We start from the raw sequence: 25,389 nt of genomic DNA, 5'->3' as shown, positions 1-25,389 counted from the left end.
GCAAGTTCGCAAGGTTCATATTCAGACCGCTACCAGCACGATGGCGCCGATGACCAGCACGGAGCCGGCTGCCATCGAGGCCGCGTACCAACGCAGTTGACCGGTTTCGGTACGGCTCAGGGCGGTGTGACCGCCTTTGGCCATACGCGGGATCAGACCGATGGTCTGGTCGAGCGGGTCTTTGCGCAGTACGTGGCTGATCGCAAGGTATGGCTTGACGAACAGTTTGTCGTAGATCCAGTCGAAGCCCCAGGCAGCGAACCACCAGGCCGAAAGGAAGCGGCCGATGCCGCTGTTGGCGATTGCAGTAACGAAACGACGCTTGCCGAGGAACAGCAGCGCGGCCAGCAGGATACCGGCCAGGGCAATGGCGCCCGAAGCGATTTCCAGACTGTGCTTGGCTTCGCCGCCGGCGTGGCCGACGCTTTGCGGCAGTACACCGTGCAGCGGCGGAACGATCATCGCGCCAATGGCGGTGGACAATACGATCAGCACCGACAGTGGCAGCCAGTGAGCGATGCCGTGGCCGGCGTGCGCTTCGGTCTTCGCTTCACCGTGGAACGCGATGAAGATCAGGCGGAAGGTGTACAGCGACGTCATGAACGCACCGACCAGACCGGCGTACAGCAGACCGTTGTTGCCGCTGGCGAACGCTTCCCAAAGGATTTCGTCCTTGGAATAGAAACCTGCGGTCACCAGTGGCAAGGCCGCGAGGGCCGCGCCGCCGACGATGAAGCTGGCGTAGGCCAGTGGCAGTTTCTTCCACAGGCCGCCCATCTTGAAGATGTTCTGCTCGTGGTGGCAGGCAACGATCACCGCACCGGAGGCAAGGAACAGCAGGGCCTTGAAGAACGCGTGGGTCATCAGGTGGAAGATCGCGCCATCCCAGGCACCGACGCCCAGCGCCAGGAACATGTAGCCGATCTGGCTCATGGTCGAGTAGGCGAGGATACGTTTGATGTCGGTCTGGACCAGTGCGGCAAAACCGGCGAGGACCAGGGTCACGCCGCCGACGACGCCGACCAGGTGCAGGATCTCCGGCGCCAGGGTGAACAGACCGTGGGTACGGGCGATCAGGTAGACACCGGCGGTCACCATGGTCGCGGCGTGGATCAGTGCCGAAACCGGGGTAGGACCGGCCATCGCATCCGCCAGCCAGGTTTGCAGCGGCAGTTGCGCGGATTTACCGACAGCGCCGCCCAGCAGCATCAGGGTGGCCATGACCATCCAGAAGTCGCCGGCCTGGAATTTCTGCGGTGCCAGCACCAGCAGTTCCTGGACGTTCAGCGTGCCCAGTTGCGCGAACAGGATGAACAGGCCGATGGCCATGAACACGTCGCCGATGCGGGTCACGATAAAGGCTTTGAGTGCGGCGTTACCGTTGTTGCGGTTGCTGTAGTAGAAACCGATCAACAGGTACGAGCACAGGCCCACGCCTTCCCAGCCGAAGTACAGGAACAACAGGTTATCGCCCAGCACCAGGAACAGCATGCTGGCGATAAACAGGTTGGTGTAGGCGAAGAAGCGCGAGTAACCGGCTTCACCGCGCATGTACCAGGACGCGAACAGGTGGATCAGGAAGCCGACGCCGACGACCACACCGAGCATGGTCACGGACAGGCCGTCCAGGTACAGCGCGAAGTTCGGCGTGAAGCCTTCCACCGCCATCCACTGCCACAACACCAGGGTGTAGTGACCGCCTTCAGGTGGCGCGACGTTGAATTGCCAGATCACGTAGGCCGTGACGATGGCGGACAAGCCGATGGAACCGACGCCGATCAGGGCAGACAGGTTTTCCGAGAGGCGTCCACGGGAGAACGACAGCAGCAGGAAACCTATGAGAGGGAATACGAAAGTCAGATAGAGAAGATTCATCCGCGCATCTCGCTGGCAGCGTCGATATCGAGAGTGTGGAAGCGGCGATACAGCTGCAGCAGAATCGCCAGGCCAATACTGGCCTCGGCGGCTGCCAGGCTGATCACCAGGATGAACATGATCTGTCCATCCGGCTGCGCCCAGCGGCTACCGGCAACGATGAAGGCCAGTGCAGAGGCATTCATCATCACTTCAAGACTCATCAACACAAACAAAATGTTGCGGCGGACCATCAGGCCAACCAGACCGAGGCAGAACAGGATGCCGGCGACCGCCAGACCATGCTCCATAGGGATAGCAGGCATCGTCATTGCTCCTTGGCTTCGTTGCGGCCCAAGTGGAACGCCGTGACGGCTGCGGCGAGCAGCAGCATCGAGGCGAGTTCGACCACCAGCAGATAAGGACCGAACAGGCTGATGCCCACGGCCTTGGCGTCTACGGTGGTGTGGCCGATGGCCTGGCCGCTCTGATGGGAGAACAGCACGTACAGCAGTTCAACCAGCAGCAGGGTGCCGAGAATCACCGGGCCGAGCCAGATGCCGGGCTTGAGCCAGACGCGCTCTTGCTGAACCGAGGCCGGGCCCAGGTTCAGCATCATCACCACGAACACGAACAGCACCATGATGGCGCCAGCGTAGGCAATCACTTCCAGAACACCGGCAAACGGTGCGCCGAGGGCGAAAAACGTCATGGCCACGGCGATCAGCGAAATGATCAGGTAGAGCAGGGCGTGCACAGGGTTGGTGTGGGTGATCACGCGAAGCGTGGACACCACAGCGATACCCGATGCGAAATAGAAAGCGAATTCCATCTTTCTTCCTTAAGGCAGCAAGCTCTTCACGTTGATCGGCTGGGCTTCATTCTGCGCGGAGCCTTTCGGCTTCCCGGCAATCGCCATACCTGCAACACGATAGAAGTTGTAATCAGGGTTTTTGCCGGGGCCGGAGATCAGCAGATCTTCTTTCTCGTAAACCAGGTCCTGACGTTTGAACTCGGCCATCTCGAAATCCGGTGTCAGCTGGATCGCGGTGGTCGGGCAGGCTTCCTCGCAGAGGCCGCAGAAAATGCAGCGCGAGAAGTTGATGCGGAAGAAGTCCGGGTACCAGCGACCGTCTTCGGTTTCAGCTTTCTGCAGCGAGATGCAGCCGACCGGGCACGCCACGGCGCACAGGTTGCAGGCTACACAACGCTCTTCACCATCGGGGTCGCGGGTCAGGACGATACGGCCACGGTAGCGCGGCGGCAGGTACACGGCTTCTTCCGGGTACTGCAGCGTGTCGCGCTTGCGGAAGGCATGGCCGAAGATCATCACCAGGCTGCGAAGCTGGGTGAAGAAGCCATGCACGATGTCAAATATGTACTTCATGATTCTCTATCCTCACTGAGCCGCGACGGCGGGCGTGTTGAGCAACACGATCGCAGCGGTCACCAGCATGTTGACGAGGGTCAGCGGCAGGCAGAACTTCCAGCTGAAATCCATCACTTGGTCATACCGTGGGCGCGGAATCGAGGCGCGCAGCAGGATGAAGATCATGATGAAGAACGCGGTTTTCAGCGCGAACCAGATGAACGGGATCTGCGGCAGAATGCCGAACGGACCGTGCCAGCCACCGAAGAACAAGGTCACCAGCAGCGCCGAAATCAGCACGATACCGATGTACTCGCCGACGAAGAACATGCCCCATTTCATGCCGGCGTATTCAATGTGGTAACCGTCGGCCAGTTCCTGCTCCGCTTCCGGCTGGTCGAACGGGTGACGGTGAGTCACGGCGACGCCGGCGATGAAGAAGGTCAGGAAACCGAAGATCTGCGGAATGATGAACCACAGGTTCTGGGCTTGATAATCAACGATGTCGCGCATGTTGAACGAGCCGACCTGGATCACGATGCCCATCAGCGACAGGCCCATGAACACTTCGTACGACACGGTTTGTGCCGAAGCCCGCAAGCTGCCCAGCAGGGCGAACTTGTTGTTGCTCGACCAGCCGGCGAACAGCACCGCGTAGACCGACAGACCGGCCATGGCGAAGAAGAACAGGATGCCAATGTTCAGGTCCGCCACACCCCAGGTCGGGGTGATCGGGATGATCGCGAAGGCAATCAGCAGGGCGCTCATGGCCACGACCGGTGCCAGGGTGAAGATCATCTTGTCGGCGAACGGTGGCGTCCAGTCTTCCTTGAAGAACATCTTGATCATGTCCGCTGCGATCTGGAACGCGCCGAACGGGCCGACGCGGTTCGGACCGTAACGGTCCTGCCAGAGGGCGAGCAAACGACGCTCGACCCAGCTCAACAGCGCGCCGCAGACCACTACGGCGAGCAGAATCACGATGGCCTGGATGACCGAGATGATCACACCGATCACTTCAGGAGTGAACCAAGTCATAGCGCTGCCTCCTGCAGACCATCAACGGATTTGCCAAAGATCGCGGGCGGAATGCCGGCGATACCGGCCGGCAATGCAACCAGACCGGCACCCAGCTCTTCGTTGATGCGCAGTGGCAGACGCAAGGTCTGGCCAGCGACGTTCAAGCTCAGCATGGCACCGTCGTTGACACCCAGACGGTCGGCTTCGGACTTGGCCAGCGCCACGTAGGCAGCCGGAATGCGTTCCTGAACCGGTGCGGCTTTCGAAGAGTTCTCTTCGCTGCCGAGCAGGTGGAAGAACGGCACGACCTGCCAGGTGCCCGGCGCCGGGTTGAATGCGCGCGGGACAGCGGCGAACCAGTTCAGCGAGTCACCGCTGCTTTCGATCAGGCGGGTGCCCGGGTCGCCAGCGCGGATGTGGCCACCGACTTCGTCCTGGAACTTGTTCCAGGCTTGCGGCGAGTTCCAGCCCGGAGACCAGGCAAATGGCACTTGCTGACGCGGTTCGGCCGAGCCCGAGTAACCTTCCATCGAGAAGTTGAACGCGGTGTCGTTGTCTTGCGGGGTACGCGGTTCGTGCACGCTGATGTCTGCGCGCATGGCCGTACGACCCGAGTAACGCAGCGGTTCGCGGGCCAGTTTCATGCCCTTGATGCGGAACGCGGCGGACGGTGCGGCATCAACGATACGCGCCAGTTGCGGCGTGCTCGAAGCGACGGCAGCGGTGACGTGGTCCAGCTGGGTCCAGTCGATCGGCTGGTTCAGCAGGGTGGCGCGCAGGGCATGCAGCCAGCGCCAGCCTTCGTGAACCAGGATGCTCGCGTCCATGTATTTCGGGTCGAAGACCTGGAAGAAGCGCTGGGCGCGACCTTCCTGGCTGACCAGCGTACCGTCGCCTTCAGCGAAGCTGGCGGCTGGCAGCACCAGGTGCGCGCGATCGCTGGTGGCGGTCTTCTGATGGTCCGCGACGATTACCACTTTCGCAGCGGTCAGTGCGGCATCAACCTTGGCTTTGTCGGTACGGGTGTACAGATCGTTTTCCAGCACGACGATGGCGTCGGCCTTGCCATCGATCACTGCCTGCAGCGCGTCGTCGACCGAATCGCCACCGAGCATGGCCAGGCCGAGGCTGTTGGCCTCAGGCACGATCAGGCTGATGGAGCCGTTCTTCTCGCGCAGCTTCAAGGCTTTGGCGATGTTCGCGGCGGCTTCGATCAGCGCCTTGGAACCCAGCGAGGTGCCGGCGATGATCAGCGGACGCTTGGCCGCGAGTAGGGCGTCGGCAATGCGCTTGGCCAGGTCGAGGGCTTCAGAGTCCAGGCCTTCAACCGCCGGAGCGCTGGCGTCGAGGGCGTGAGCCACGGCGAAACCGATGCGGGCCAGGTCGTCCGGAGCGGCGTGAACGCATTCTTCAGCGATGTCGTCGAGCTTGGTTTCAGCCAGGCTGGCGATGAACAGCGGGTTCAGTTCGTGCTGACCGATGTTCTTCACCGCAGCGTCGAGCCAAGGCTGAACGCGCATGGCGTCGGCCATGTCTTCGGCCTTGCCCTTGACCGATTGACGCAGGGACAGCGCCATACGGGCTGCGGTCTGGGTCAGGTCTTCACCGAGGACGAAAATCGCATCGTGGTCTTCGATGTCGCGCATGTTCGGGATCGGCAGCGGGCTGTCTTTCAGCACCTGCATGACCAGGCGAATGCGTTCCAGCTCGGAGGCTTCGATACCGGAGTAGAAGTGCTCGGCGCCGACCAGCTCGCGCAACGCGTGGTTGCTTTCGAGGCTGGCGCGGGGCGAACCGATACCGACGATGTTGCGACCGCGCAGCAGGTCAGCGGCTTTATCCAGCGCTTCGTCGAGGCTCAGCTTGGTGCCGTTGGCCAGCAGAGGCTGACGCGGGCGGTCTTCGCGGTTGACGTAGCCATAGCCGAAACGGCCACGGTCGCACAGGAAGTACTGGTTGACCGAACCGTTGAAGCGGTTTTCGATACGACGCAGTTCACCGTAGCGCTCGCCCGGGGAAATGTTGCAACCGCTGGAGCAGCCATGGCAGATGCTCGGCGAGAACTGCATGTCCCACTTGCGGTTGTAGCGCTCGGAGTGAGTCTTGTCGGTGAACACACCGGTCGGGCAGACCTCGGTGAGGTTGCCGGAGAACTCGCTTTCCAGGGTGCCGTCTTCAACGCGACCGAAGTACACGTTGTCGTGGGCGCCGAACACACCGAGGTCGGTGCCGCCGGCGTAGTCCTTGTAGAAGCGCACGCAGCGGTAGCAAGCGATGCAGCGGTTCATCTCGTGGGAAATGAACGGGCCCAGTTGCTGGTTCTGGTGAGTACGCTTGGTGAAGCGATAACGGCGCTCGTTGTGGCCGGTCATCACCGTCATGTCTTGCAGGTGGCAGTGGCCGCCTTCCTCACAGACCGGGCAGTCGTGAGGGTGGTTGGTCATCAGCCATTCAACGACGCTGGCGCGGAATACTTTCGCTTCTTCGTCGTCGATGGAGATCCAGCTGCCGTCGGTGGCGGGCGTCATGCAGGACATGACGATCCGACCACGCTTGTCGTTCTCGTCGGTGTACTGCTTGACCGCACACTGGCGGCAAGCGCCAACGCTGCCTAGGGCTGGGTGCCAGCAGAAATAAGGGATATCGAGGCCTAGCGACAGACACGCCTGTAACAGGTTGTCTGCCCCATCGACTTCGAGCTCTTTGCCGTCTACGTGGATAGTGGCCATGGTTCAAAGTTCTTCGTTGGCCCGGTGTCAGCGGGCGTGGCTAATGGAATCTTGTTATTCGCATGAATCAACTCAGCCGCTTGCGGCGTCATCACACGACAAAGCGAAGGGCACGGACCCTTCGCTTTTTTAAGCGTTTACGCGCCGACTACGATCGGCCTGGCCAGAGGCGGGACGACGGCGCTGGTAGGCGCGATGCCGGCTTCGAACTCATGGCGGAAGTATTTGATTGCGCTGCCCAACGGCTCCACGGCGCCCGGTGCGTGAGCGCAGAAGGTCTTGCCCGGGCCGAGGAAGCCGACCAGACCCAACAGGGTCTCGATATCGCCGGCTTGCCCTTCGCCGTTCTCGATCGCACGCAGCAGCTTGACGCTCCACGGCAAACCGTCACGGCACGGGGTGCAGAAACCGCACGACTCACGGGAGAAGAACTCTTCCATGTTGCGCAGCAGGGAAACCATGTTGACGCTGTCGTCCACCGCCATGGCCAGGCCGGTACCCATGCGGGTGCCCACCTTGGCGATACCGCCGGCGTACATTTGTGCGTCAAGGTGTTCCGGCAACAGGAAACCGGTACCGGCGCCGCCTGGCTGCCAGCACTTGAGCTTGTAACCGTCGCGCATGCCGCCGGCGTAGTCTTCAAACAACTCACGACCGGTGACGCCGAACGGCAATTCCCACAGGCCAGGGTTCTTGACCTTGCCGGAGAAGCCCATGAGCTTGGTGCCCATGTCTTCACTGCCTTCGCGGGCCAACGATTTGTACCAGTCCACGCCGTCGGCAATGATCGCCGGGACGTTGCACAGGGTTTCAACGTTGTTCACGCATGTCGGCTTGCCCCACACGCCAACGGCGGCAGGGAAGGGCGGCTTGGAGCGCGGGTTGGCGCGGCGGCCTTCAAGGGAGTTGATCAGTGCGGTTTCTTCACCGCAGATGTAACGCCCGGCGCCGGTGTGGACGAACAGCTCGAAATCGAAGCCGCTGCCCAGGATGTTCTTGCCCAGCAGGCCGGCTGCCTTGGCTTCTTCCACGGCACGGTTGAGGTGCTTGGCGGCGGTGGTGTATTCGCCACGCAGGAAGATGTAGCCACGGTAGGTTTTCAGCGCGCGGGCACTGATCAGCATGCCTTCGATCAGCAGATGGGGCAGTTGCTCCATCAGCATGCGGTCTTTCCAGGTGTTCGGCTCCATTTCATCCGCGTTGCACAGCAGGTAGCGGATGTTGATGGATTCGTCTTTTGGCATCAGGCCCCACTTAACGCCAGTGGGGAAGCCTGCACCGCCGCGACCCTTGAGGCCGGCGTCTTTCACGGTCTGGACGATGTCGTCCTGAGCCATGTCGGCGAAGGCCTTGCGTGCAGCGGCGTAACCGTTCTTGGCCTGGTACTCGTCGAGCCATACGGCTTCGCCGTCGTCACGCAGACGCCAGGTCAGCGGGTGAGTCTCGGCCGAACGCTTGATGCGGTTGGCAGGACCGAAGGAAGTCAGGGTCATACGTAGCCCTCGAGCAATTTGGCAACGCCGGCAGGCTGCACATCACCGAAAGTGTCGTCGTCGATCATCAACGCCGGGGCCTTGTCGCAGTTGCCGAGGCAGCAGACCGGCAGCAAGGTGAAGCGACCGTCGGCGGTGGTCTGACCCAGGCCGATACCCAGATTGCTCTGGATTTCGCTGACCACGGACTCGTGGCCGCCGATGTAGCAGACCATGCTGTCGCAGACGCGAATGATGTGACGGCCGACCGGCTGACGGAAGATCTGGCTATAGAAAGTGGCCACGCCTTCAACGTCGCTCGCCGGGATGCCGAGGATCTCGCCGATGGCGTAGAGCGCGCCATCAGGCACCCAGCCACGTTCCTTCTGGACGATCTTCAGGGCTTCGATCGACGCCGCGCGCGGGTCTTCGTAGTGATGCAACTCGTGCTCGATGGCCGAGCGCTCGGTTTCACTCAAGGTGAAACGGTCTGTCTGGATAAGCGTGCTGTTCATGCTTAGCGGTCCACGTCGGCCATAACGAAATCGATACTACCCAGGTACGCGATCAAGTCCGCGACCATGCTGCCTTTGATCACCGAAGGGATCTGCTGCAGGTGCGGGAAGCTTGGGGTGCGAATCCGGGTGCGGTAGCTCATGGTGCCGCCATCGCTCGTCAGGTAATAACTGTTGATGCCCTTGGTCGCTTCGATCATCTGGAAGGATTCGTTGGCCGGCATGACCGGGCCCCACGAAACTTGCAGGAAGTGCGTGATCAGGGTCTCGATGTGTTGCAGCGTGCGTTCTTTCGGCGGCGGGGTAGTCAGCGGGTGATCCGCCTTGTACGGGCCTTCCGGCATGTTGCGCATGCACTGCTCGATGATCTTGATGCTCTGGCGCATTTCTTCGACACGCACGATGCAACGATCGTAGGCATCGCCATTGGCGGCCAGTGGCACTTCGAATTCGAAGTTCTCGTACCCGGAATACGGGCGGGCTTTACGCAGGTCGAAGTCGCAACCGGTCGAACGCAGGCCTGCACCGGTGACGCCCCATTCGAAGGCCTCTTTGGTGTTGTAGGCGGCGACGCCGATGGTCCGGCCTTTGAGGATGCTGTTGTCCAGCGCGGCTTTCTGGTATTCGTCCAGACGCTTTGGCATCCACTCGACGAAATCCTTCACCAGTTTTTCCCAGCCGCGCGGCAGGTCGTGGGCGACGCCACCAATGCGATACCAGGCCGGGTGCAGACGGAAACCGGTGATGGCTTCGATCACCGTGTACGCCTTCTGACGGTCGGTGAAGGTGAAGAATACCGGGGTCATGGCGCCGACGTCCTGGATGTAAGTCCCCAGGAACAGCAGGTGGCTGGTGATCCGGAAGAACTCGGCCATCATGATGCGGATGACGTCGACCTTCTCGGGCACCTTGATACCGGCGAGCTTCTCGACCGAGAGCACGTAGGGCAGGTTGTTCATCACGCCGCCGAGGTAGTCGATACGGTCGGTGTACGGGATGAAACTGTGCCAGGACTGACGCTCGGCCATCTTCTCGGCACCACGGTGGTGGTAACCGACGTCCGGCACGCAGTCGACGATCTCTTCGCCGTCCAGCTGCAGGATGATGCGGAACGCACCGTGGGCAGAAGGGTGGTTCGGGCCGAGGTTGAGGAACATGTAGTCCTCGTTCGCACCGGAACGCTTCATGCCCCAGTCTTCAGGCTTGAAGCGCGCGGCCTCTTCCTCAAGCTGTTGCTTGGCCAGGGTCAGGCTGAACGGGTCGAACTCGGTGGCACGGGCCGGGAAGTCCTTGCGCAGCGGGTGACCTTCCCAGGTCGGCGGCATCATGATGCGGGTCAGGTGCGGGTGACCTTTGAAGTCGATGCCGTACATGTCCCAGACTTCACGTTCGTACCAGTTGGCATTCGGCCAGATGCCGGTGACGGTCGGTACGCTGAGGTCGCTCTCGGACAAGGCGACCTTGATCATCACGTCACTGTTACGTTCGATCGACATCAGGTGATAGAACACAGTGAAGTCGGCGCCGCTTGGCAGCCCTTGACGCTTTGTGCGCAGACGCTCGTCCACGCCGTGCAGGTCATAGAGCATGACGTACGGCTTGGGCAGGTTGCGCAGGAAGGTCAGGACTTCGACGAGTCTGGCGCGGGCAACCCAAAGCACCGGCATGCCGGTGCGGGTAGGCTGGGCGGTGAATGCCTCGGGGCCAAAACGGTTGTTCAGTTCGACGACCACATCCTGGTCGTCTGCCTTGTAAGGCGGGATGTACAGAGCACTGCCTGTAGTCATGGTTATTTATCGCTTTCGGTCAACGTAAAGAATGAAGCCAGTGTCTCGTTCTATTAAAGAAGCAGATCTGGATCAGACTTCGTCGGGGCTGCGCAGGTTGGTGACTGCGATTCGCTGTTCGCGGCGCTTTTCCTTCTCGGAAGGCATCTCGGCGCGGTAAACGCCTTGATCACCAACGACCCAGGAAAGCGGACGACGCTCCTGTCCAATCGACTCCTGCAAGAGCATCAAGCCTTGCAGAAAAGCTTCAGGACGGGGCGGGCAGCCAGGCACGTAGACGTCCACGGGCAGGAACTTGTCCACCCCTTGAACGACAGAGTAGATGTCGTACATGCCACCGGAGTTGGCGCACGAACCCATGGAAATTACCCATTTAGGTTCGAGCATTTGCTCGTAGAGACGCTGGATGATCGGCGCCATCTTGATGAAGCAGGTACCGGCGATAACCATGAAATCCGCCTGGCGCGGCGATGCCCGGATAACCTCGGCGCCAAAGCGCGCGATGTCGTGGGGCGCCGTGAAGGCGGTGGTCATTTCCACGTAGCAGCACGAAAGACCGAAGTTATACGGCCACAGGGAGTTCTTGCGCCCCCAGTTGATCGTGCCGTTAAGCACGTCTTCGAGCTTGCCCATGAAGATGTTTTTGTGGACTTGATCTTCTAACGGATCGGAAACGGTTTCCCGTTCGCCAATCGGATACTGCTCGTTAGGAGCATCGGGGTCGATCCTGGTGAGATTGTATTGCATTGCCAAAGCCTCATTGTTTCAGCTTCGCCTGCCGCTTGCGACGAGCTTCCGGAGCCCAGTCAAGGGCGCCCACTCGGAACAGGTAGACAAGACCTGCCAACAGAATTGCTATGAAAACGAGAGCTTCGACGAATCCGGTCCAGCCGCTTTCGCGGACGGACACAGACCAGGCAAAGAGAAAGAGGGCTTCGATATCGAAGATCACGAAGAGCATCGCGACCAGATAGAATTTGGCTGAGAGCCGCAAGCGGGCGCCACCTGTAGGTAGCATGCCGGACTCGAACGGTTCGTTTTTGCTGCGGCCCCAGGCTTTTGACCCGAGGAGGCTGGAGACGCCGAGCATGAAGGCGCACAGGCCGACAACGCCCAGAAGGAAAATGGCAAAGCCCCAGTTGTGGGCCATGAGTCCTGTCGCTTCGGGCATGCTGGTAATCCTTAACAGAGAGCAAAGGTCTCTGAGCTTGAAAAGAAACAAAGCAGTGACGATATGTCGCAGCAATCAATCCCGCTGATTTTATGGCACAACACCGTGCAAGTAAAATTCAGATAGCGAAATTATTTAGCGGAATAAGGACATAGCAAGCCTCCCAACCCACGCAGCCCATGCGTTGCGGGCATTAGCAGGGTTTTCATCAATATTGTTTTGTAGGGAATGTAACGAACATAGTTGCAGCTAAATGATAATCAATATTGTTTGGCTTGGTTTTTAAAGTGTTTAGCGGGTGGGTGGCCGGAAAGTTGTCTTATATGCGCGTTACTGCAAGTAGCGGGCAGGGTCGTTTTACCGTGTTTTCCTGATCGTGAGAATGCTCTGGATCAAGGTTTTTTGTCCGGACTCCTGCAGGGTTTTGCAGGGCCGGTGAAAAATCACAGGCAAAAAAACGCCCCGAACCAGTCGGGGCGTCAGATGTGCGGCGTTGCGGTTAGCTTTTATTCGGTCCGCAACGGCCGTTTGTTTCGGTGAGTCAGATCAGTGGAACTGTTCTTCTTCAGTCGAACCGGTCAGCGCGGTAACCGAAGACGAGCCACCCTGGATCACGGTGGTCATGTCGTCGAAGTAGCCGGTGCCCACTTCCTGCTGGTGAGCCACGAAGGTGTAACCCTTGGCGGCGTCAGCGAATTCCTGCTCTTGCAGTTTCACGTAGGCAGTCATGTCGTTGCGGGCGTAGTCGTGCGCCAGGTTGAACATGCTGTGCCACATGTTGTGAATGCCGGCCAGGGTGATGAACTGGTGCTTGTAACCCATGGCGGACAATTCGCGCTGGAACTTGGCGATGGTCGCGTCGTCCAGGTTTTTCTTCCAGTTGAAGGAAGGCGAGCAGTTGTACGACAGCAGTTGGTCCGGGTATTCCTTTTTGATCGCTTCAGCGAAGCGACGAGCCTCGTCCAGATCCGGCTTGGCGGTTTCACACCAGATCAGGTCGGCGTACGGCGCGTAAGCCAGGCCGCGAGCGATCGCCTGGTCGAGGCCGGCGCGCACTTTGTAGAAGCCTTCCTGAGTACGTTCGCCAGTCACGAATGGCTGGTCGTACGGGTCGCAATCGGACGTCAGCAGGTCAGCCGCGTTGGCGTCGGTACGAGCCAGGATGATGGTCGGCGTGCCGGCAACGTCAGCTGCCAGACGAGCGGCGGTCAGCTTCTGCACAGCTTCCTGGGTAGGAACCAGTACCTTGCCGCCCATGTGGCCGCATTTTTTCACGGAAGCCAGTTGGTCTTCGAAGTGAACGCCGGCGGCGCCTGCTTCGATCATGCTCTTCATCAGCTCGTAAGCGTTCAGTACGCCGCCGAAACCGGCTTCAGCGTCTGCCACGATTGGAGCGAAGTAGTCGATGTAGCCTTCGTCGCCCGGGCCTTTACCGGCTTTCCACTGGATCTGGTCAGCACGACGGAACGAGTTGTTGATGCGCTTGACCACGGTTGGAACCGAATCCACCGGGTACAGCGACTGGTCCGGGTACATCGATTCGGCGGAGTTGTTGTCCGCCGCGACTTGCCAGCCCGACAGGTAGATCGCCTGGATACCGGCTTTGACTTGTTGTACAGCCTGGCCGCCGGTCAGGGCGCCCATGCAGTTGACGAAATCTTTCTCAGGACGGAAGGACGGCTTGGCGCCCTGGGTAACCAGGTTCCAAAGCTTCTCGGCGCCCAATTTTGCAAAGGTGTGCTCAGGTTGAACCGAGCCACGCAGGCGGACGACGTCAGCAGCGGAGTAAGCGCGTGTCACGCCTTTCCAGCGTGGGTTTTCAGCCCAGTCTTTTTCGAGGGCTGCAATTTGCTGTTCGCGTGTCAGTGCCATGGAGATAAACCTCGTCGCATAGGTCTTGGGTGGAAAATTCCTGCTCCAGCCGAACACGCAATTTCAAAGGGGCGCATGAGGCAGCTCGCTGACCAGAAGCTTAGGCGGTCAAGGGATATTTGGCGGGATTGGCGACAGGATGAACGATGGGCTCGAGGGGAAGTGAGCAGGTAAGGGCGGACTGGCGGGCGCATTCGGGCGTCGTGGGCCTCTATACGAACTTCAGTGTGATGCCGGGTTTACCTAAATACGCTTCCGTCCCTCGGGACAACTTCGTTCCAGTCGGCAACCTCGTCAAACACACCTTGTGGGCGGTACAGACACGAAACGGCTCGCGGGGTAGATGCGAGCATCGCTTCGAAGGCCCTTGCCAGGGCCCCTGATTAGCGGGAGCGAGGCCATCATGCCTTTGCTTTTTTGGCTCGTCAAACGTTTTGTAGTGCTTTTTTTCAAGCACTACATCTTTGGTCTAATACGACTAATCAGTCAGTTTTCGGTGGTTTAGTCCAAAGTATCGACTTTCACCCGCAGGGTCATGTCATCCCGGCCCTGGGTCGAGTAGCTGCGGGTCAGGCCTTGTTTGTCGGCCTGAGTCTGGCGGTTCACGCCGGCCAGGGTGATCCATTCGCCCAGGCGTCCGGTGACGGTTGTGTCGGTGCTTTGCACATTCACTACATCGGGACGTTCCTGGCTCATGCGGTCACGGTTGGTACTGATCGACAGGTGAACGATGTCGCCGGTGACGCTCGCGGTAACGTAGAAACCCTGGGTGACGTTGCGGTATTCGGTCTGGCTGCGCGGGTCGCCGTAGGAATCGATCTGCGTGCTGGTCAGCGGTACGCTTTGTCCGACCTGGATCAGTGCCGGTGAGCCTTCGCTGGCCTGGACTTGCTGAATGCCGCCGTCACGGCTTTCGGTGCTGCGATTGATGATTCGGGTCTGGCTCGGTTTGGCGCCATTGACTGAATAACCCTGGTCGCCCTGGAAGTTGTTTTCGTTGGTATCGACGGTAATCAGCAGGCGCTTTGGCTGAGTATCGAGTTGGGCAACAAGGGCTTTAAGTTCGTCGATCTTGCGTTGATCGGCATTGACGATCAGTTGGTTGCCATAGGCGCTGACCTGGCCATCCTTGCCGATGAAATCCTGGGCCATCGGCAGCATGTCGGCGCTGGTGTGGTAGTTCAACGGCACGATCTCGGTGGCGGCCATGACCGAAAAACTGCAGGTCAACAGCAGCGTGGTGAGCAGGGTGCGTAGGGACATATCCGTTATCTCCGACTTCTTGATGTCTTGAGTTTGCCAGTTTGTCGGCCCGCCGTGGGGCAAGTTGAATCGTAGACAGCAAAACGCCCCGACATCGTGTGATGACAGGGCGTTTTGTGCAGTGCTTTGAAGCTTTTGTGGCGAGGGAGCTTGCTCCCGCTGGGCTGCTTAGCCGTCCAACGTTTTTGGGGCCGCTTCGCGCCCCAGCGGGAGCAAGCTCCCTCGCCACAGGGGCTCAGGCGGAATGTCGCACCATGTCCACATGCGGAATCCCGGCTTCCAGGAATTCCTCACTGACCAGGCTGAAGCCCAGGCGCTCATAGAACGCCGTCGCCTGAACCTGCGCGCTCAGCATCTGCTGCTTCAAGCCGCGCTTCTCGGCTTCACCGATCACCGCTTGCATCAGCGCATCGCCCACTTTCAAGCCGCGCCAGTCTTTCAGCACCGACACCCGGCCAACATGCCCGTCGGGCAGCAGGCGGGCGGTGCCAATTGGAAAGTCGCCTTCGAAGGCCAGAAAATGCACCGCTGTTGCATCATCTGCATCCCATTCCAGTTCAGGCGGAACGGATTGCTCGGCGATGAACACCGTCTCACGAATGCGCCGGATCTCGGCGTTATCCTTTTGCCAGTCTGCGACACGTACGTGAATTTTATTCATCAGCAAACCCCAGGCTTCCTTGCTTGATCAGTTCGCACAGCAAGCCGCGGCTGTCTTCGTCGGTCAGCCACTCGCCCAGATTGTCGGCGTGCAGGGAGTCGGCAGCGCAGATCATTTTCAACAGCTCACGCAGCTTGCCTGGCAGGTAACGGCTCTGGCCGCTGGCGAACAGCAACAGGTCGTCATCGACTTCGGACCAGGCCAGGCGTGCGCTCGGGTTGCGGATCAGTATTGCGCCTTGCTCCAGGCTGGCAAGCAGGTCGTCTTCTTCGATCTCTTCCGGGCCTACCACGAGTTCCGGGTAGCGCGGCTCGGTCATGTACTGGCCAAACCAGGTCAGCAGCAGGCGCTCGTCGCTCATGTGCTCGGCCAGCAAGGCTTTCAGGCGATCAAGGGCGTCGTGCTGAATCTGGTGCGGATCGACCGCCGGCAGGGCGTCGGCATCGGTGTAGCGCTCTTCATCGGTCAGGAACTGGCTGAGGAAGTCAGTGAAGTGAGTCAGCACTTCAGAAGCGCTCGGGGCGCGGAAGCCGACCGAGTAGGTCATGCAGTCATCAATCGCAACACCGCAGTGGGCCAGGCGCGGCGGCAGGTAGAGCATGTCGCCAGGTTCCAGGACCCACTCATCGGTGGCTTCGAAATCAGCGAGGATGCGCAGGTCCGCGTGTTGCAGCAACTTGCTCTCGGAATCGCACATCTGGCCGATTTTCCAGTTGCGCTTGCCGTGACCCTGCAGCAGGAACACATCGTAGTTATCGAAGTGCGGACCGACGCTGCCACCCGGGGCGGCGAAGCTGATCATCACGTCGTCGACGCGCCAGCTCGGCAGGAAGCGGAAGTTTTCCAGCAGCTCAGAAACTTCCGGAACGAACTGGTCAACCGCTTGAACCAGCAGGGTCCAGTCACGTTCCGGCAGTTTGCTGAATTCGTCTTCGGCGAACGGACCGCGACGCAATTCCCAAGGGCGCTCGCCGTTTTCGATTACCAGGCGCGATTCAACTTCTTCTTCCAGCGCCAGGCCGGCCAATTCGTCGGCGTCGATCGGGCTTTCGAAATCAGGAATTGCCTGACGGATCAGCAGCGGTTTTTTCTGCCAGTAGTCACGCAGGAATTCGCGCGCCGTGATGCCACCCAGAAGTTGAAGAGGAATATCAGGATTCATGTGTAACCTATTGAAAAAAAGCACTTTTCAGACGGGAATAAAAACGCCCGGCGCTGCCGGGCGTCTCAAACGGTTAAAACGGTCGATCAGATGCGCTTGGCTTGCTCTACAGCGTTACCGATGTAGTTCGCCGGGGTGAGCAGTTTCAGCTCGGCCTTGGCGGCGGCTGGCATGTCCAGGCCGTCGATGAAAGTTTGCAGCGCTTCAGGGCTGATGCCCTTGCCGCGGGTCAACTCTTTCAGCTTCTCGTACGGGTTTTCGATGTTGTAGCGACGCATCACGGTCTGGATCGGCTCGGCCAATACTTCCCAGCAAGCGTCGAGGTCGGCAGCGATTTTCTGAGCGTTGAGCTCCAGTTTGCTGATGCCTTTGAGGCTGGCTTCGTACGCGATCACGCTGTGGGCGAAGCCGACACCGAGGTTACGCAGAACGGTGGAGTCGGTCAGGTCGCGCTGCCAGCGGGAGATCGGCAGCTTGCTGGCCAGGTGCTGGAACAGTGCGTTGGCGATACCCAGGTTGCCTTCGGAGTTTTCGAAGTCGATCGGGTTGACCTTGTGCGGCATGGTCGACGAACCGATTTCGCCAGCGATGGTGCGCTGTTTGAAATAGCCCAGGGAGATGTAGCCCCAGATGTCGCGGTCGAAGTCGATCAGGATCGTGTTGAAACGGGCGATCGCGTCGAACAGCTCGGCAATGTAGTCGTGCGGTTCGATCTGCGTGGTGTACGGGTTGAAGCCCAGGCCCAGCTCGTCTTCGATGAAGGCGCGGGCGTTTTCTTCCCAATCGATCTCAGGGTAGGCCGACAGGTGAGCGTTGTAGTTGCCGACAGCGCCGTTGATCTTGCCCAGCAGCGGAACGGCAGCGACTTGAGCGATCTGACGCTCCAGGCGGTAAACCACGTTCGCCAGCTCTTTGCCCAGGGTGGTCGGCGAGGCCGGTTGACCGTGGGTGCGCGACAGCATTGGCACGTCGGCGAAACGGATGGCCAGTTCGCGGATGGCTTCGGCGGTCTGGCGCATCAGCGGCAGCATCACGTCATCACGGCCTTCGCGCAGCATCAGGGCGTGGGACAGGTTGTTGATGTCCTCGCTGGTGCAGGCAAAGTGGATGAATTCGCTGACGGCAGCCAGTTCCGGCAGCTTGGCCGCTTGCTCTTTGAGCAGGTATTCGATGGCTTTGACGTCGTGGTTGGTGGTGCGCTCGATCTCTTTGACACGCTCGGCGTGCTCAAGGGAGAAGTTTTCCGCCAGGGTGTTCAGCACGGCGTTGGCTTCGGCGGAGAACGCCGGCACTTCGCTGATGGCAGGGTGAGCGGCCAGACGCTGGAGCCAGCGCACTTCAACCAGAACGCGAGCACGGATCAGACCGTATTCGCTGAAAATTGGGCGCAGGGCCTGGGTTTTGCCGGCGTAGCGGCCGTCAACAGGGGAAACCGCAGTGAGCGAAGAAAGCTGCATGGGGTGTTCTCGGACAGTCGGGCAACGAAATGGGGCGCGTATCATACATGAAAAAATCCGCCGGTCCGTCGCCAACTGACCAGCGTATTACGCGTTACTGACTACAAAACGGTGTCGCGGGCGCGGTTCAGCTGCTGCGCATCAGCGGGTAAAGTTCTTTGAGCAACTTGCGACGGCTGACCACCAACTGCCAGCGATGACCACCCAACTGTCGCCACAGGCGCGCCGAACGAATCCCCGCCAGCAACAGTGCGCGGATCTTCGAGGCGTTGCTCGGTTGCTGCAGGTTGCGCATATCACCGTGGACCTGAATCCGTTGGCGCAAGGTGCTCAGCGTATCCTGATACAGCGCACCACACGCCGCGATCACGTTTTCGTGCGCCGGGCCGAAGTGCTCGACCTGAGACTGGATCTGCGGCAGACGCTTGCCGATCACGTCCAGCATGTCGCCACGCTTGGCCAGTTGACGCTCCAGCCCCAGCATCGCCAGGGCGTAGCGCAACGGTTCGCGCTGCAGGGTGCTCGGGTCGCGCTCGAGGGCGCCGATCAGCGCGCGATAGCCTTCGCGCAAGTTGATGTCGTCACCGCCGTAGACTTCCAGCGTGTCCTTGGGGTCGCGAATCAGCAGGCTGCCGAGCATGCACGTCAGGCCGGCTTCGGTGGTCTGGCCGGTTTTGGCGATCTTGTCCACCAGAACGGCGGCCAGAAACACGCCGCCCAGCGCCGTCAGTTGCTCCTGAGTCGGGCTCATTGCTGTGCGCCTTGAAGAGAGCCTTTGCTGGTCCACGGTTCCGCCACTTCGATTACGCCGCCGCCAAGGCAGATTTCACCGTCGTAGAACACCACGGACTGACCCGGGGTGACCGCGCGTTGCGGGTCATCGAAGACCGCGCGGTAGCCGGTGGCGGTCTTTTCCAGCGTGCAAGGCTGGTCGCTCTGGCGATAACGGACTTTGGCGGTCAGCTTGCGCGGCTCGCTCAGGTCGATCGGGTTGACCCAATAGATGTCCGAGGCAAGCAGGGCGCGGGAAAACAGGTAAGGGTGGTCATTGCCCTGGCCAACGATCAGTTCGTTGTGCTCCAGGTCTTTGATCAGCACGTACCACGGCTCGTCGCTGGCGTCTTTCAGCCCGCCGATGCCGAGGCCCTGACGCTGACCGATGGTGTGGTACATCAAGCCGTGGTGACGGCCGATGACTTCACCTTCGGTGGTCTTGATTTCGCCGGGCTGGGCCGGAAGGTATTGCTTGAGGAAATCGCTGAAACGGCGCTCGCCGATAAAGCAGATCCCGGTGGAATCCTTTTTCTTTGCGGTCGCCAGTTCGTATTTCTCGGCAATCGCACGGACCTGTGGTTTTTCCAGTTCGCCGACCGGGAACAGCGTCTTGGCGATCTGTTCGCCGCCGACGGCGTGCAGGAAGTAGCTCTGGTCCTTGTTCGGGTCCAGGCCCTTGAGCAGTTCGGTACGACCATCGATGTCGCGACGGCGTACGTAGTGACCGGTGGCGATCAGGTCGGCACCGAGCACCATGGCGTAGTCGAGGAACGCCTTGAACTTGATCTCGCGGTTGCACAGGATGTCCGGGTTCGGCGTGCGGCCGGCCTTGTATTCGGCCAGGAAGTGCTCGAACACATTGTCCCAGTACTCGGCGGCGAAGTTGGCGGTGTGCAGCTTGATGCCAATCTTGTCGCACACGGCCTGGGCATCCGCCAGGTCGTCCATGGCGGTGCAGTATTCCGTTCCATCGTCTTCTTCCCAGTTCTTCATGAACAGGCCTTCCACCTCATAACCCTGCTCGATCAGCAGGAGAGCGGAAACGGAAGAGTCCACGCCGCCGGACATGCCGACAATGACGCGCTTCTTTTGTGTGTCAGAAGGGGCTGGATCACGCATAGGGATTCAATGAGTGTCTTGAAAAAGGACGCGATTCTAACAGGCCGAAGCCCGCAAGGCTAAAGAGAAGGGCGGATCAGTTCGAGACTGTAGTGTTGGCCGTCCAGATAATCATCGATACAGCGGATGATCAGCTCACTGCGCCAGTTTGCGCGCTGTGCCAGCAGTTCGTCACGCGTCAGCCATTTTGCGCCGACAATGCCGTCGTCCAGCTGATAGTCCGGATGGTGCTTGAGCGGTTTTGCACTGAAACAGACCCGCTGGTAGGTCACGCCGTTGCTGGGGGCGGTGTAGAGGTAAATGCCCACCACGCCGGTCGGTTCGACGTCCCAGCCGGTTTCTTCCAGGGTTTCGCGCACGGCGGCTTCGATCAGGGTTTCGTCCGGGTCGAGGTGACCGGCGGGCTGATTGAGCACCGTTCGTCCGTGCTTGGTTTCTTCGACCATCAGGAAACGACCGTTGTCTTCGACAATGGTGGCGACGGTGATGTGGGGTTTCCAGTCCATGAAGCTTCCTCAAATTCCAAAGGTTGAAACACTATCCCTGTGGGAGCTGGCCTGCCAGCGATTGCGATGAGTCAGTCACCATCAATGTTGAATGATAAGCCGCTATCGCTGGCAGGCCAGCTCTCACAGGGTTTTGTGTTGTCTTCAAAAACAGAAACCCCGGCACAGGGCCGGGGCTTCTTTGCATCCTTACAACCTTAAACCAGCGCAGCGATCGCGGCGTTGAAAGTGTTGCTCGGGCGCATGGCCTTGCTGATCAGCTCGGCATTGGCGTGGTAGTAACCGCCGATGTCCACTGGTTTGCCCTGAACGGCGTTGAGCTCGGCAACGATGGTTGCTTCGTTCTCGGTCAGGGTCTTGGCCAGTTCGCCGAACTGCGCTTGCAGTGCAGCGTCTTCGGTCTGGGCGGCCAGGGCCTGGGCCCAGTACAGCGCCAGGTAGAAGTGGCTGCCGCGGTTGTCGATGTTGCCGACTTTGCGCGATGGCGACTTGTTGTTGTCCAGGAACTGGCCGGTGGCCTGGTCCAGGGTCTTGGCCAGAACCAGCGCCTTGGGGTTGTTGTACGTCACACCCAGGTGTTCAAGGGACGCGGCCAGGGCCAGGAACTCGCCCAGGGAATCCCAACGCAGGAAGTTCTCTTCCAGCAGCTGTTGAACGTGCTTCGGTGCCGAACCGCCAGCGCCGGTTTCGAACAGGCCGCCGCCATTCATCAGCGGAACGATCGACAGCATCTTGGCGCTGGTGCCCAGTTCCATGATCGGGAACAGGTCAGTCAGGTAGTCGCGCAATACGTTGCCGGTCACCGAGATGGTGTCCTTGCCTGCGCGAGTACGCTCCAGGGTGAACTTCATCGCGTCGACTGGCGCCATGATCTGGATGTCCAGGCCGGCAGTGTCGTGATCCTTCAGGTAAGCCTGAACTTTCTCGATCACTACGCCGTCGTGGGCGCGCATCGGGTCCAGCCAGAAAATCGCTGGCGTGCCGCTGGCGCGAGCGCGGTTGACGGCCAGTTTGACCCAGTCCTGGATCGGCGCGTCTTTGGTCTGGCACATGCGGAAGGTGTCGCCGGCTTCAACCGATTGCTCCAGCAGAGCGCGGCCAGCGCCGTCGGAAACCCGAACCACGCCGTTTGCCTTGATCTGGAAAGTCTTGTCGTGCGAGCCGTACTCTTCGGCTTTTTTCGCCATCAGGCCAACGTTTGGCACGCTGCCCATGGTGGTTGGATCGAAAGCGCCGTGCAGCTTGCAGTCTTCGATCACCGCCTGGTAGATGGTCGCGTAGCAGCGATCCGGGATCACGGCCTTGGTGTCGTGCAGCTGACCGTCAGTGCCCCACATCTTGCCGGAGTCACGGATCATCGCCGGCATCGAGGCGTCGACGATCACGTCGCTTGGCACGTGCAGGTTGGTGATGCCTTTATCGGAGTTGACCATGGCCAGCGACGGACGAACGGCGTAGACCGCCTGGATGTCCGCTTCGATCTGCGCTTGCTGCTCGGCAGGCAACGCCTTGATGCGAGCGTACAGGTCGCCGATGCCGTTGTTCAGGTTGAAGCCGATCTGTGCCAGCACATCGGCGTGCTTGGCCAGTGCGTCTTTATAGAACTCGGCAACGATCTGGCCGAACATGATCGGGTCGGAGACCTTCATCATGGTGGCTTTCAGGTGAACCGACAGCAGCACGCCCTTGGCTTTGGCGTCTTCGATCTCGGCAGCGATGAAGCTGCGCAGAGCGTTTTTGCTCATGACCGCGCAATCGAGGATCTCACCGGCTTGCACGGTGGTCTTCTCTTTCAGGACGGTGGTGGTGCCGTCTTGAGCGATCAGTTCGATTTTGACGGCGTCAGCGGCGTCGATCAGGGCAGCTTTTTCGCTGCCGTAGAAATCACCGGTGCTCATGTGCGCGACGTGGGACTTGGAGTCCGCAGCCCAGGCGCCCATTTTGTGCGGGTGCTTGCGTGCGTAGTTCTTGACCGACAGCGGGGCGCGACGATCGGAGTTGCCTTCGCGCAGAACCGGGTTCACGGCGCTGCCCTTGATCTTGTCGTAACGCGACTTGGCTTCTTTGTCGGCGTCGCTGGTCACGGTTTCCGGGTAGTCCGGCAGTGCGAAGCCCTGGGCTTGCAACTCTTTGATCGCGGCTTGCAGTTGCGGGACCGAAGCGCTGATGTTCGGCAGCTTGATGATGTTGGCTTCAGGCGTAACGGCCAGGTCGCCCAGTTCGGCGAGGTGGTCGGCTACGGCTTTATCACCCAATTGCTCGGGGAAGCTGGCCAGGATGCGCCCTGCAAGAGAGATATCGCGGGTTTCAACGGCGATATCAGCCGAAGCGGTGAACGCTTCTACGATAGGCAGCAGTGAATAGGTGGCGAGGGCGGGAGCTTCGTCGGTGAAGGTATAGATGATCTTCGAGCGGGTGGGCATATTCGGATTAACTCTCTCTTCTTTGCTAAAGCGTGCGCAGAAACTCGAGGGGCGCCGGGTAAGCGCGTTCGTTCAAAGTCATCCATGAGCCGAATGTCGAGGTTTGTGCGCGGTGATGTTGGGTGCATCAGTCGAGCGGCAAGCGGGTGGACTGCGATAACAATCCTGCTTTTTCAGGTCCAAAGTCTCGTGCTAGAGAGGTCGGCCGTCGTGACTCTGTGGTCAGCGGGCGGCATTATACATAGGTAGCTGGCAATCTGCCGATGGTTCATATGCAACGATTCTCGTCCATTGGTCTAAAGGTCGCAGGGGAGCGTGGGGCGTAGAGTCTTGCACCGTGCTTGAGTTTGGCGCTTTTCCCTTTGCTTTCAGGCTTGTACGCCGCGAACTATGCAGCTTTGCGGCAGATGGATGGAACATAGGGTTTGCGTGCCGATTTAACTGGGGTACGCTCGAACGAAGCCAGATGTTCAATCCAAACAATGGAGTTCAGCATGGGATACAAGAAGATTCAGGTTCCAGCAGTCGGCGACAAAATCACCGTCAACGCGGACCATTCTCTCAATGTTCCTAACAACCCGATCATCCCCTTCATCGAAGGCGATGGTATTGGGGTTGATATCAGCCCGGTCATGATCAAGGTTGTCGATGCTGCTGTTAAGAAGGCTTACGGCGGCGAGCGCAAAATTTCCTGGATGGAAGTCTACGCCGGGGAGAAAGCGACTCAGGTTTACGATCAGGACACCTGGCTGCCTCAGGAAACCCTGGACGCAGTCAAGGATTACGTTGTTTCCATCAAGGGGCCTCTGACCACGCCGGTCGGTGGTGGCATCCGTTCCCTGAACGTGGCCCTGCGTCAGCAACTCGACCTTTATGTCTGCCTGCGCCCCGTGCGTTGGTTCGAAGGCGTGCCTAGCCCGGTCAAGAAGCCAGGTGACGTCGACATGACGATCTTCCGTGAGAACTCGGAAGACATCTACGCCGGTATCGAGTGGAAAGCCGGTTCGCCGGAAGCGACCAAAGTCATCAAGTTCCTGAAAGATGAAATGGGCGTCACCAAGATCCGTTTCGACGAAAACTGCGGTATCGGCATCAAGCCGGTTTCGCTGCAAGGCACCAAGCGTCTGGCGCGAAAAGCTCTGCAGTATGTGGTCGACAACGACCGCGATTCGCTGACCATCGTGCACAAAGGCAACATCATGAAGTTCACCGAAGGTGCCTTCAAGGAATGGGCCTACGAAGTGGCGGCTGAAGAGTTCGGCGCGACCCTGCTCGACGGCGGTCCGTGGATGCAGTTCAAGAACCCGAAAACCGGCAAGAACGTCATCGTCAAGGATGCCATCGCCGATGCCATGCTCCAGCAGATCCTGCTGCGCCCGGCCGAATACGATGTGATTGCGACGCTGAACCTGAACGGCGACTACCTCTCCGATGCCCTGGCGGCAGAAGTGGGCGGTATCGGTATTGCACCGGGTGCCAACCTGTCTGACACCATTGCGATGTTCGAAGCGACCCACGGTACTGCGCCGAAGTACGCTGGCAAGGACCAGGTCAACCCGGGTTCGCTGATCCTGTCCGCAGAGATGATGCTGCGTCACATGGGTTGGACCGAAGCCGCAGACCTGATCATCAAGGGCACCAACGGCGCGATCTCCGCGAAGACCGTGACCTATGACTTCGAACGTCTGATGGAGGGCGCGAAACTGGTGTCTTCTTCCGGCTTTGGTGATGCACTGATTTCGCATATGTAAGCGAGTCGGCACAAAAAAACCGCCTTCGGGCGGTTTTTTTATGACTGGATGACCGGTCGCGTCAGTTCGATACCTTTTCATGGTGGCCATGATGGGAGGGCTTGGCGTGATCATGCTCAGTCGGCGCTGCCGTGATCTTGACGGCGTGCAATCCTTTGGGGCCCTGGATGATCTCGAAGTTTACAATTTGCCCGGCCTTGAGGGTCTTGTAGCCGTCCATTTCAATGGCCGAATAATGGGCAAAGAAATCGATATCTTTACCATCCTCGTCACGACCTTCTCTGGCGTCGGTGTTAATGAAACCGAATCCCTTGGCATTGTTGAACCATTTCACCTTACCGACTGCCATGTTCATATCCCTCTGCAACAGACTCCATCACTGGAGTATCATCCCGTACATCCGCAGTCAGATCCTGTAAATAAGATTGACTCCGCGGACCTTTTTTACCCACTGTGGGCTCTATTGGTTGTAACACCGTTTTGC

At 59.6% G+C, this 25,389-nt stretch carries 22 protein-coding genes; 1 reads left to right on the top strand and 21 read right to left on the bottom strand.

Annotation, left to right across the window (positions count from 1 at the left end; genetic code table 11):
- Positions 1-21: 21 nt before the first annotated feature.
- The 20 genes from nuoL to ACM6IQ_RS24485 all read right to left on the bottom strand — a co-directional run bounded on the left by nuoL (position 22) and on the right by ACM6IQ_RS24485 (position 23,154).
- Positions 22-1,875 (bottom strand): NADH-quinone oxidoreductase subunit L, encoded by a 1,854-nt coding sequence (gene nuoL, locus ACM6IQ_RS24580; RefSeq protein ID WP_017339608.1) that lies wholly within the window; start codon positions 1,873-1,875, stop codon positions 22-24.
- Positions 1,872-2,180, bottom strand: a complete 309-nt coding sequence (gene nuoK / locus ACM6IQ_RS24575; RefSeq protein ID WP_007946416.1) for an NADH-quinone oxidoreductase subunit NuoK — start codon at positions 2,178-2,180, stop codon at positions 1,872-1,874. Before nuoK ends, nuoL begins: the two co-directional genes overlap by 4 nt.
- Before the next feature lie 2 nt (positions 2,181-2,182).
- Entirely contained in the window at positions 2,183-2,686 is a 504-nt protein-coding gene (gene nuoJ / locus ACM6IQ_RS24570) for an NADH-quinone oxidoreductase subunit J (protein ID WP_084321326.1), read from the bottom strand.
- Positions 2,687-2,695: 9 nt separating this feature from the next.
- On the bottom strand, positions 2,696-3,241 hold the full coding sequence (nuoI, locus tag ACM6IQ_RS24565) for an NADH-quinone oxidoreductase subunit NuoI (protein WP_007946418.1): 546 nt from the start codon (positions 3,239-3,241) through the stop codon (positions 2,696-2,698).
- Between the two features lie 12 nt (positions 3,242-3,253).
- On the bottom strand, positions 3,254-4,261 hold the full coding sequence (nuoH, locus tag ACM6IQ_RS24560) for an NADH-quinone oxidoreductase subunit NuoH (RefSeq protein ID WP_017339606.1): 1,008 nt from the start codon (positions 4,259-4,261) through the stop codon (positions 3,254-3,256).
- A complete protein-coding gene (gene nuoG / locus ACM6IQ_RS24555) occupies positions 4,258-6,972 on the bottom strand; it encodes an NADH-quinone oxidoreductase subunit NuoG (protein WP_414880073.1) in 2,715 nt (904 codons plus the stop codon). The genes nuoH and nuoG overlap by 4 nt, the downstream gene beginning before the upstream one ends.
- A 137-nt stretch (positions 6,973-7,109) precedes the next feature.
- On the bottom strand, positions 7,110-8,465 hold the full coding sequence (gene nuoF / locus ACM6IQ_RS24550; protein WP_017339604.1) for an NADH-quinone oxidoreductase subunit NuoF: 1,356 nt from the start codon (positions 8,463-8,465) through the stop codon (positions 7,110-7,112).
- Positions 8,462-8,959: an NADH-quinone oxidoreductase subunit NuoE gene (nuoE, locus tag ACM6IQ_RS24545; RefSeq protein ID WP_007946422.1), complete on the bottom strand. Its 498-nt coding sequence runs from the start codon at positions 8,957-8,959 to the stop codon at positions 8,462-8,464. The genes nuoF and nuoE overlap by 4 nt, the downstream gene beginning before the upstream one ends.
- 2 nt (positions 8,960-8,961) lie before the next feature.
- Positions 8,962-10,746 (bottom strand): NADH-quinone oxidoreductase subunit C/D, encoded by a 1,785-nt coding sequence (gene nuoC / locus ACM6IQ_RS24540; RefSeq protein WP_017339603.1) that lies wholly within the window; start codon positions 10,744-10,746, stop codon positions 8,962-8,964.
- Positions 10,747-10,818: 72 nt separating this feature from the next.
- Positions 10,819-11,493: a NuoB/complex I 20 kDa subunit family protein gene (locus ACM6IQ_RS24535; RefSeq protein WP_007946424.1), complete on the bottom strand. Its 675-nt coding sequence runs from the start codon at positions 11,491-11,493 to the stop codon at positions 10,819-10,821.
- Positions 11,494-11,503: 10 nt separating this feature from the next.
- Positions 11,504-11,917 carry an NADH-quinone oxidoreductase subunit A gene (locus tag ACM6IQ_RS24530; RefSeq protein WP_003223812.1) on the bottom strand — a complete coding sequence of 138 codons (414 nt, stop codon included), beginning with the start codon at positions 11,915-11,917 and terminating at the stop codon, positions 11,504-11,506.
- A gap of 546 nt (positions 11,918-12,463) precedes the next feature.
- On the bottom strand, positions 12,464-13,789 hold the full coding sequence (gene aceA, locus ACM6IQ_RS24525) for an isocitrate lyase (protein WP_008032724.1): 1,326 nt from the start codon (positions 13,787-13,789) through the stop codon (positions 12,464-12,466).
- Positions 13,790-14,290: 501 nt separating this feature from the next.
- Positions 14,291-15,052, bottom strand: coding sequence for a secretin N-terminal domain-containing protein (locus tag ACM6IQ_RS24520; protein ID WP_414880072.1), 762 nt, complete (start codon positions 15,050-15,052; stop codon positions 14,291-14,293).
- Positions 15,053-15,287: 235 nt separating this feature from the next.
- On the bottom strand, positions 15,288-15,713 hold the full coding sequence (locus ACM6IQ_RS24515) for a GNAT family N-acetyltransferase (RefSeq protein WP_017339601.1): 426 nt from the start codon (positions 15,711-15,713) through the stop codon (positions 15,288-15,290).
- Complete coding sequence (locus tag ACM6IQ_RS24510; RefSeq protein ID WP_017339600.1) at positions 15,706-16,875, bottom strand: cupin domain-containing protein; 1,170 nt, start codon at positions 16,873-16,875, stop codon at positions 15,706-15,708. Before ACM6IQ_RS24510 ends, ACM6IQ_RS24515 begins: the two co-directional genes overlap by 8 nt.
- 86 nt (positions 16,876-16,961) lie before the next feature.
- Complete coding sequence (purB, locus tag ACM6IQ_RS24505; protein WP_017339599.1) at positions 16,962-18,332, bottom strand: adenylosuccinate lyase; 1,371 nt, start codon at positions 18,330-18,332, stop codon at positions 16,962-16,964.
- Between the two features lie 127 nt (positions 18,333-18,459).
- Positions 18,460-19,083, bottom strand: a complete 624-nt coding sequence (gene hflD, locus ACM6IQ_RS24500) for a high frequency lysogenization protein HflD (RefSeq protein WP_017339598.1) — start codon at positions 19,081-19,083, stop codon at positions 18,460-18,462.
- Positions 19,080-20,225: a tRNA 2-thiouridine(34) synthase MnmA gene (gene mnmA / locus ACM6IQ_RS24495; protein WP_017339597.1), complete on the bottom strand. Its 1,146-nt coding sequence runs from the start codon at positions 20,223-20,225 to the stop codon at positions 19,080-19,082. Before mnmA ends, hflD begins: the two co-directional genes overlap by 4 nt.
- Positions 20,226-20,284: 59 nt before the next feature.
- Positions 20,285-20,731 (bottom strand): NUDIX hydrolase, encoded by a 447-nt coding sequence (locus ACM6IQ_RS24490; RefSeq protein ID WP_017339596.1) that lies wholly within the window; start codon positions 20,729-20,731, stop codon positions 20,285-20,287.
- 197 nt (positions 20,732-20,928) lie between these two features.
- A complete protein-coding gene (locus ACM6IQ_RS24485) occupies positions 20,929-23,154 on the bottom strand; it encodes an NADP-dependent isocitrate dehydrogenase (RefSeq protein ID WP_017339595.1) in 2,226 nt (741 codons plus the stop codon).
- A gap of 494 nt (positions 23,155-23,648) precedes the next feature.
- Here ACM6IQ_RS24485 and icd point away from each other — a divergent pair, with 494 nt between their 5' ends.
- The gene (gene icd / locus ACM6IQ_RS24480; RefSeq protein ID WP_017339594.1) at positions 23,649-24,905 is read left to right on the top strand and encodes an NADP-dependent isocitrate dehydrogenase; all 1,257 of its coding nucleotides are present in this window, start codon (positions 23,649-23,651) and stop codon (positions 24,903-24,905) included.
- A 61-nt stretch (positions 24,906-24,966) separates the two neighbouring features.
- On the opposite strand, the gene ACM6IQ_RS24475 is transcribed toward icd, so the two are convergent.
- Entirely contained in the window at positions 24,967-25,254 is a 288-nt protein-coding gene (locus ACM6IQ_RS24475) for a cold shock domain-containing protein (protein WP_031319021.1), read from the bottom strand.
- Between the last annotated feature and the right edge of the window lie 135 nt (positions 25,255-25,389).

This window comes from Pseudomonas sp. IT-P100, assembly GCF_949767185.1.
In the GTDB taxonomy this organism is placed as follows: Bacteria; Pseudomonadota; Gammaproteobacteria; order Pseudomonadales; family Pseudomonadaceae; genus Aquipseudomonas; species Aquipseudomonas fluorescens_B.
This window is presented reverse-complemented; position numbering and strand designations above follow the sequence as displayed.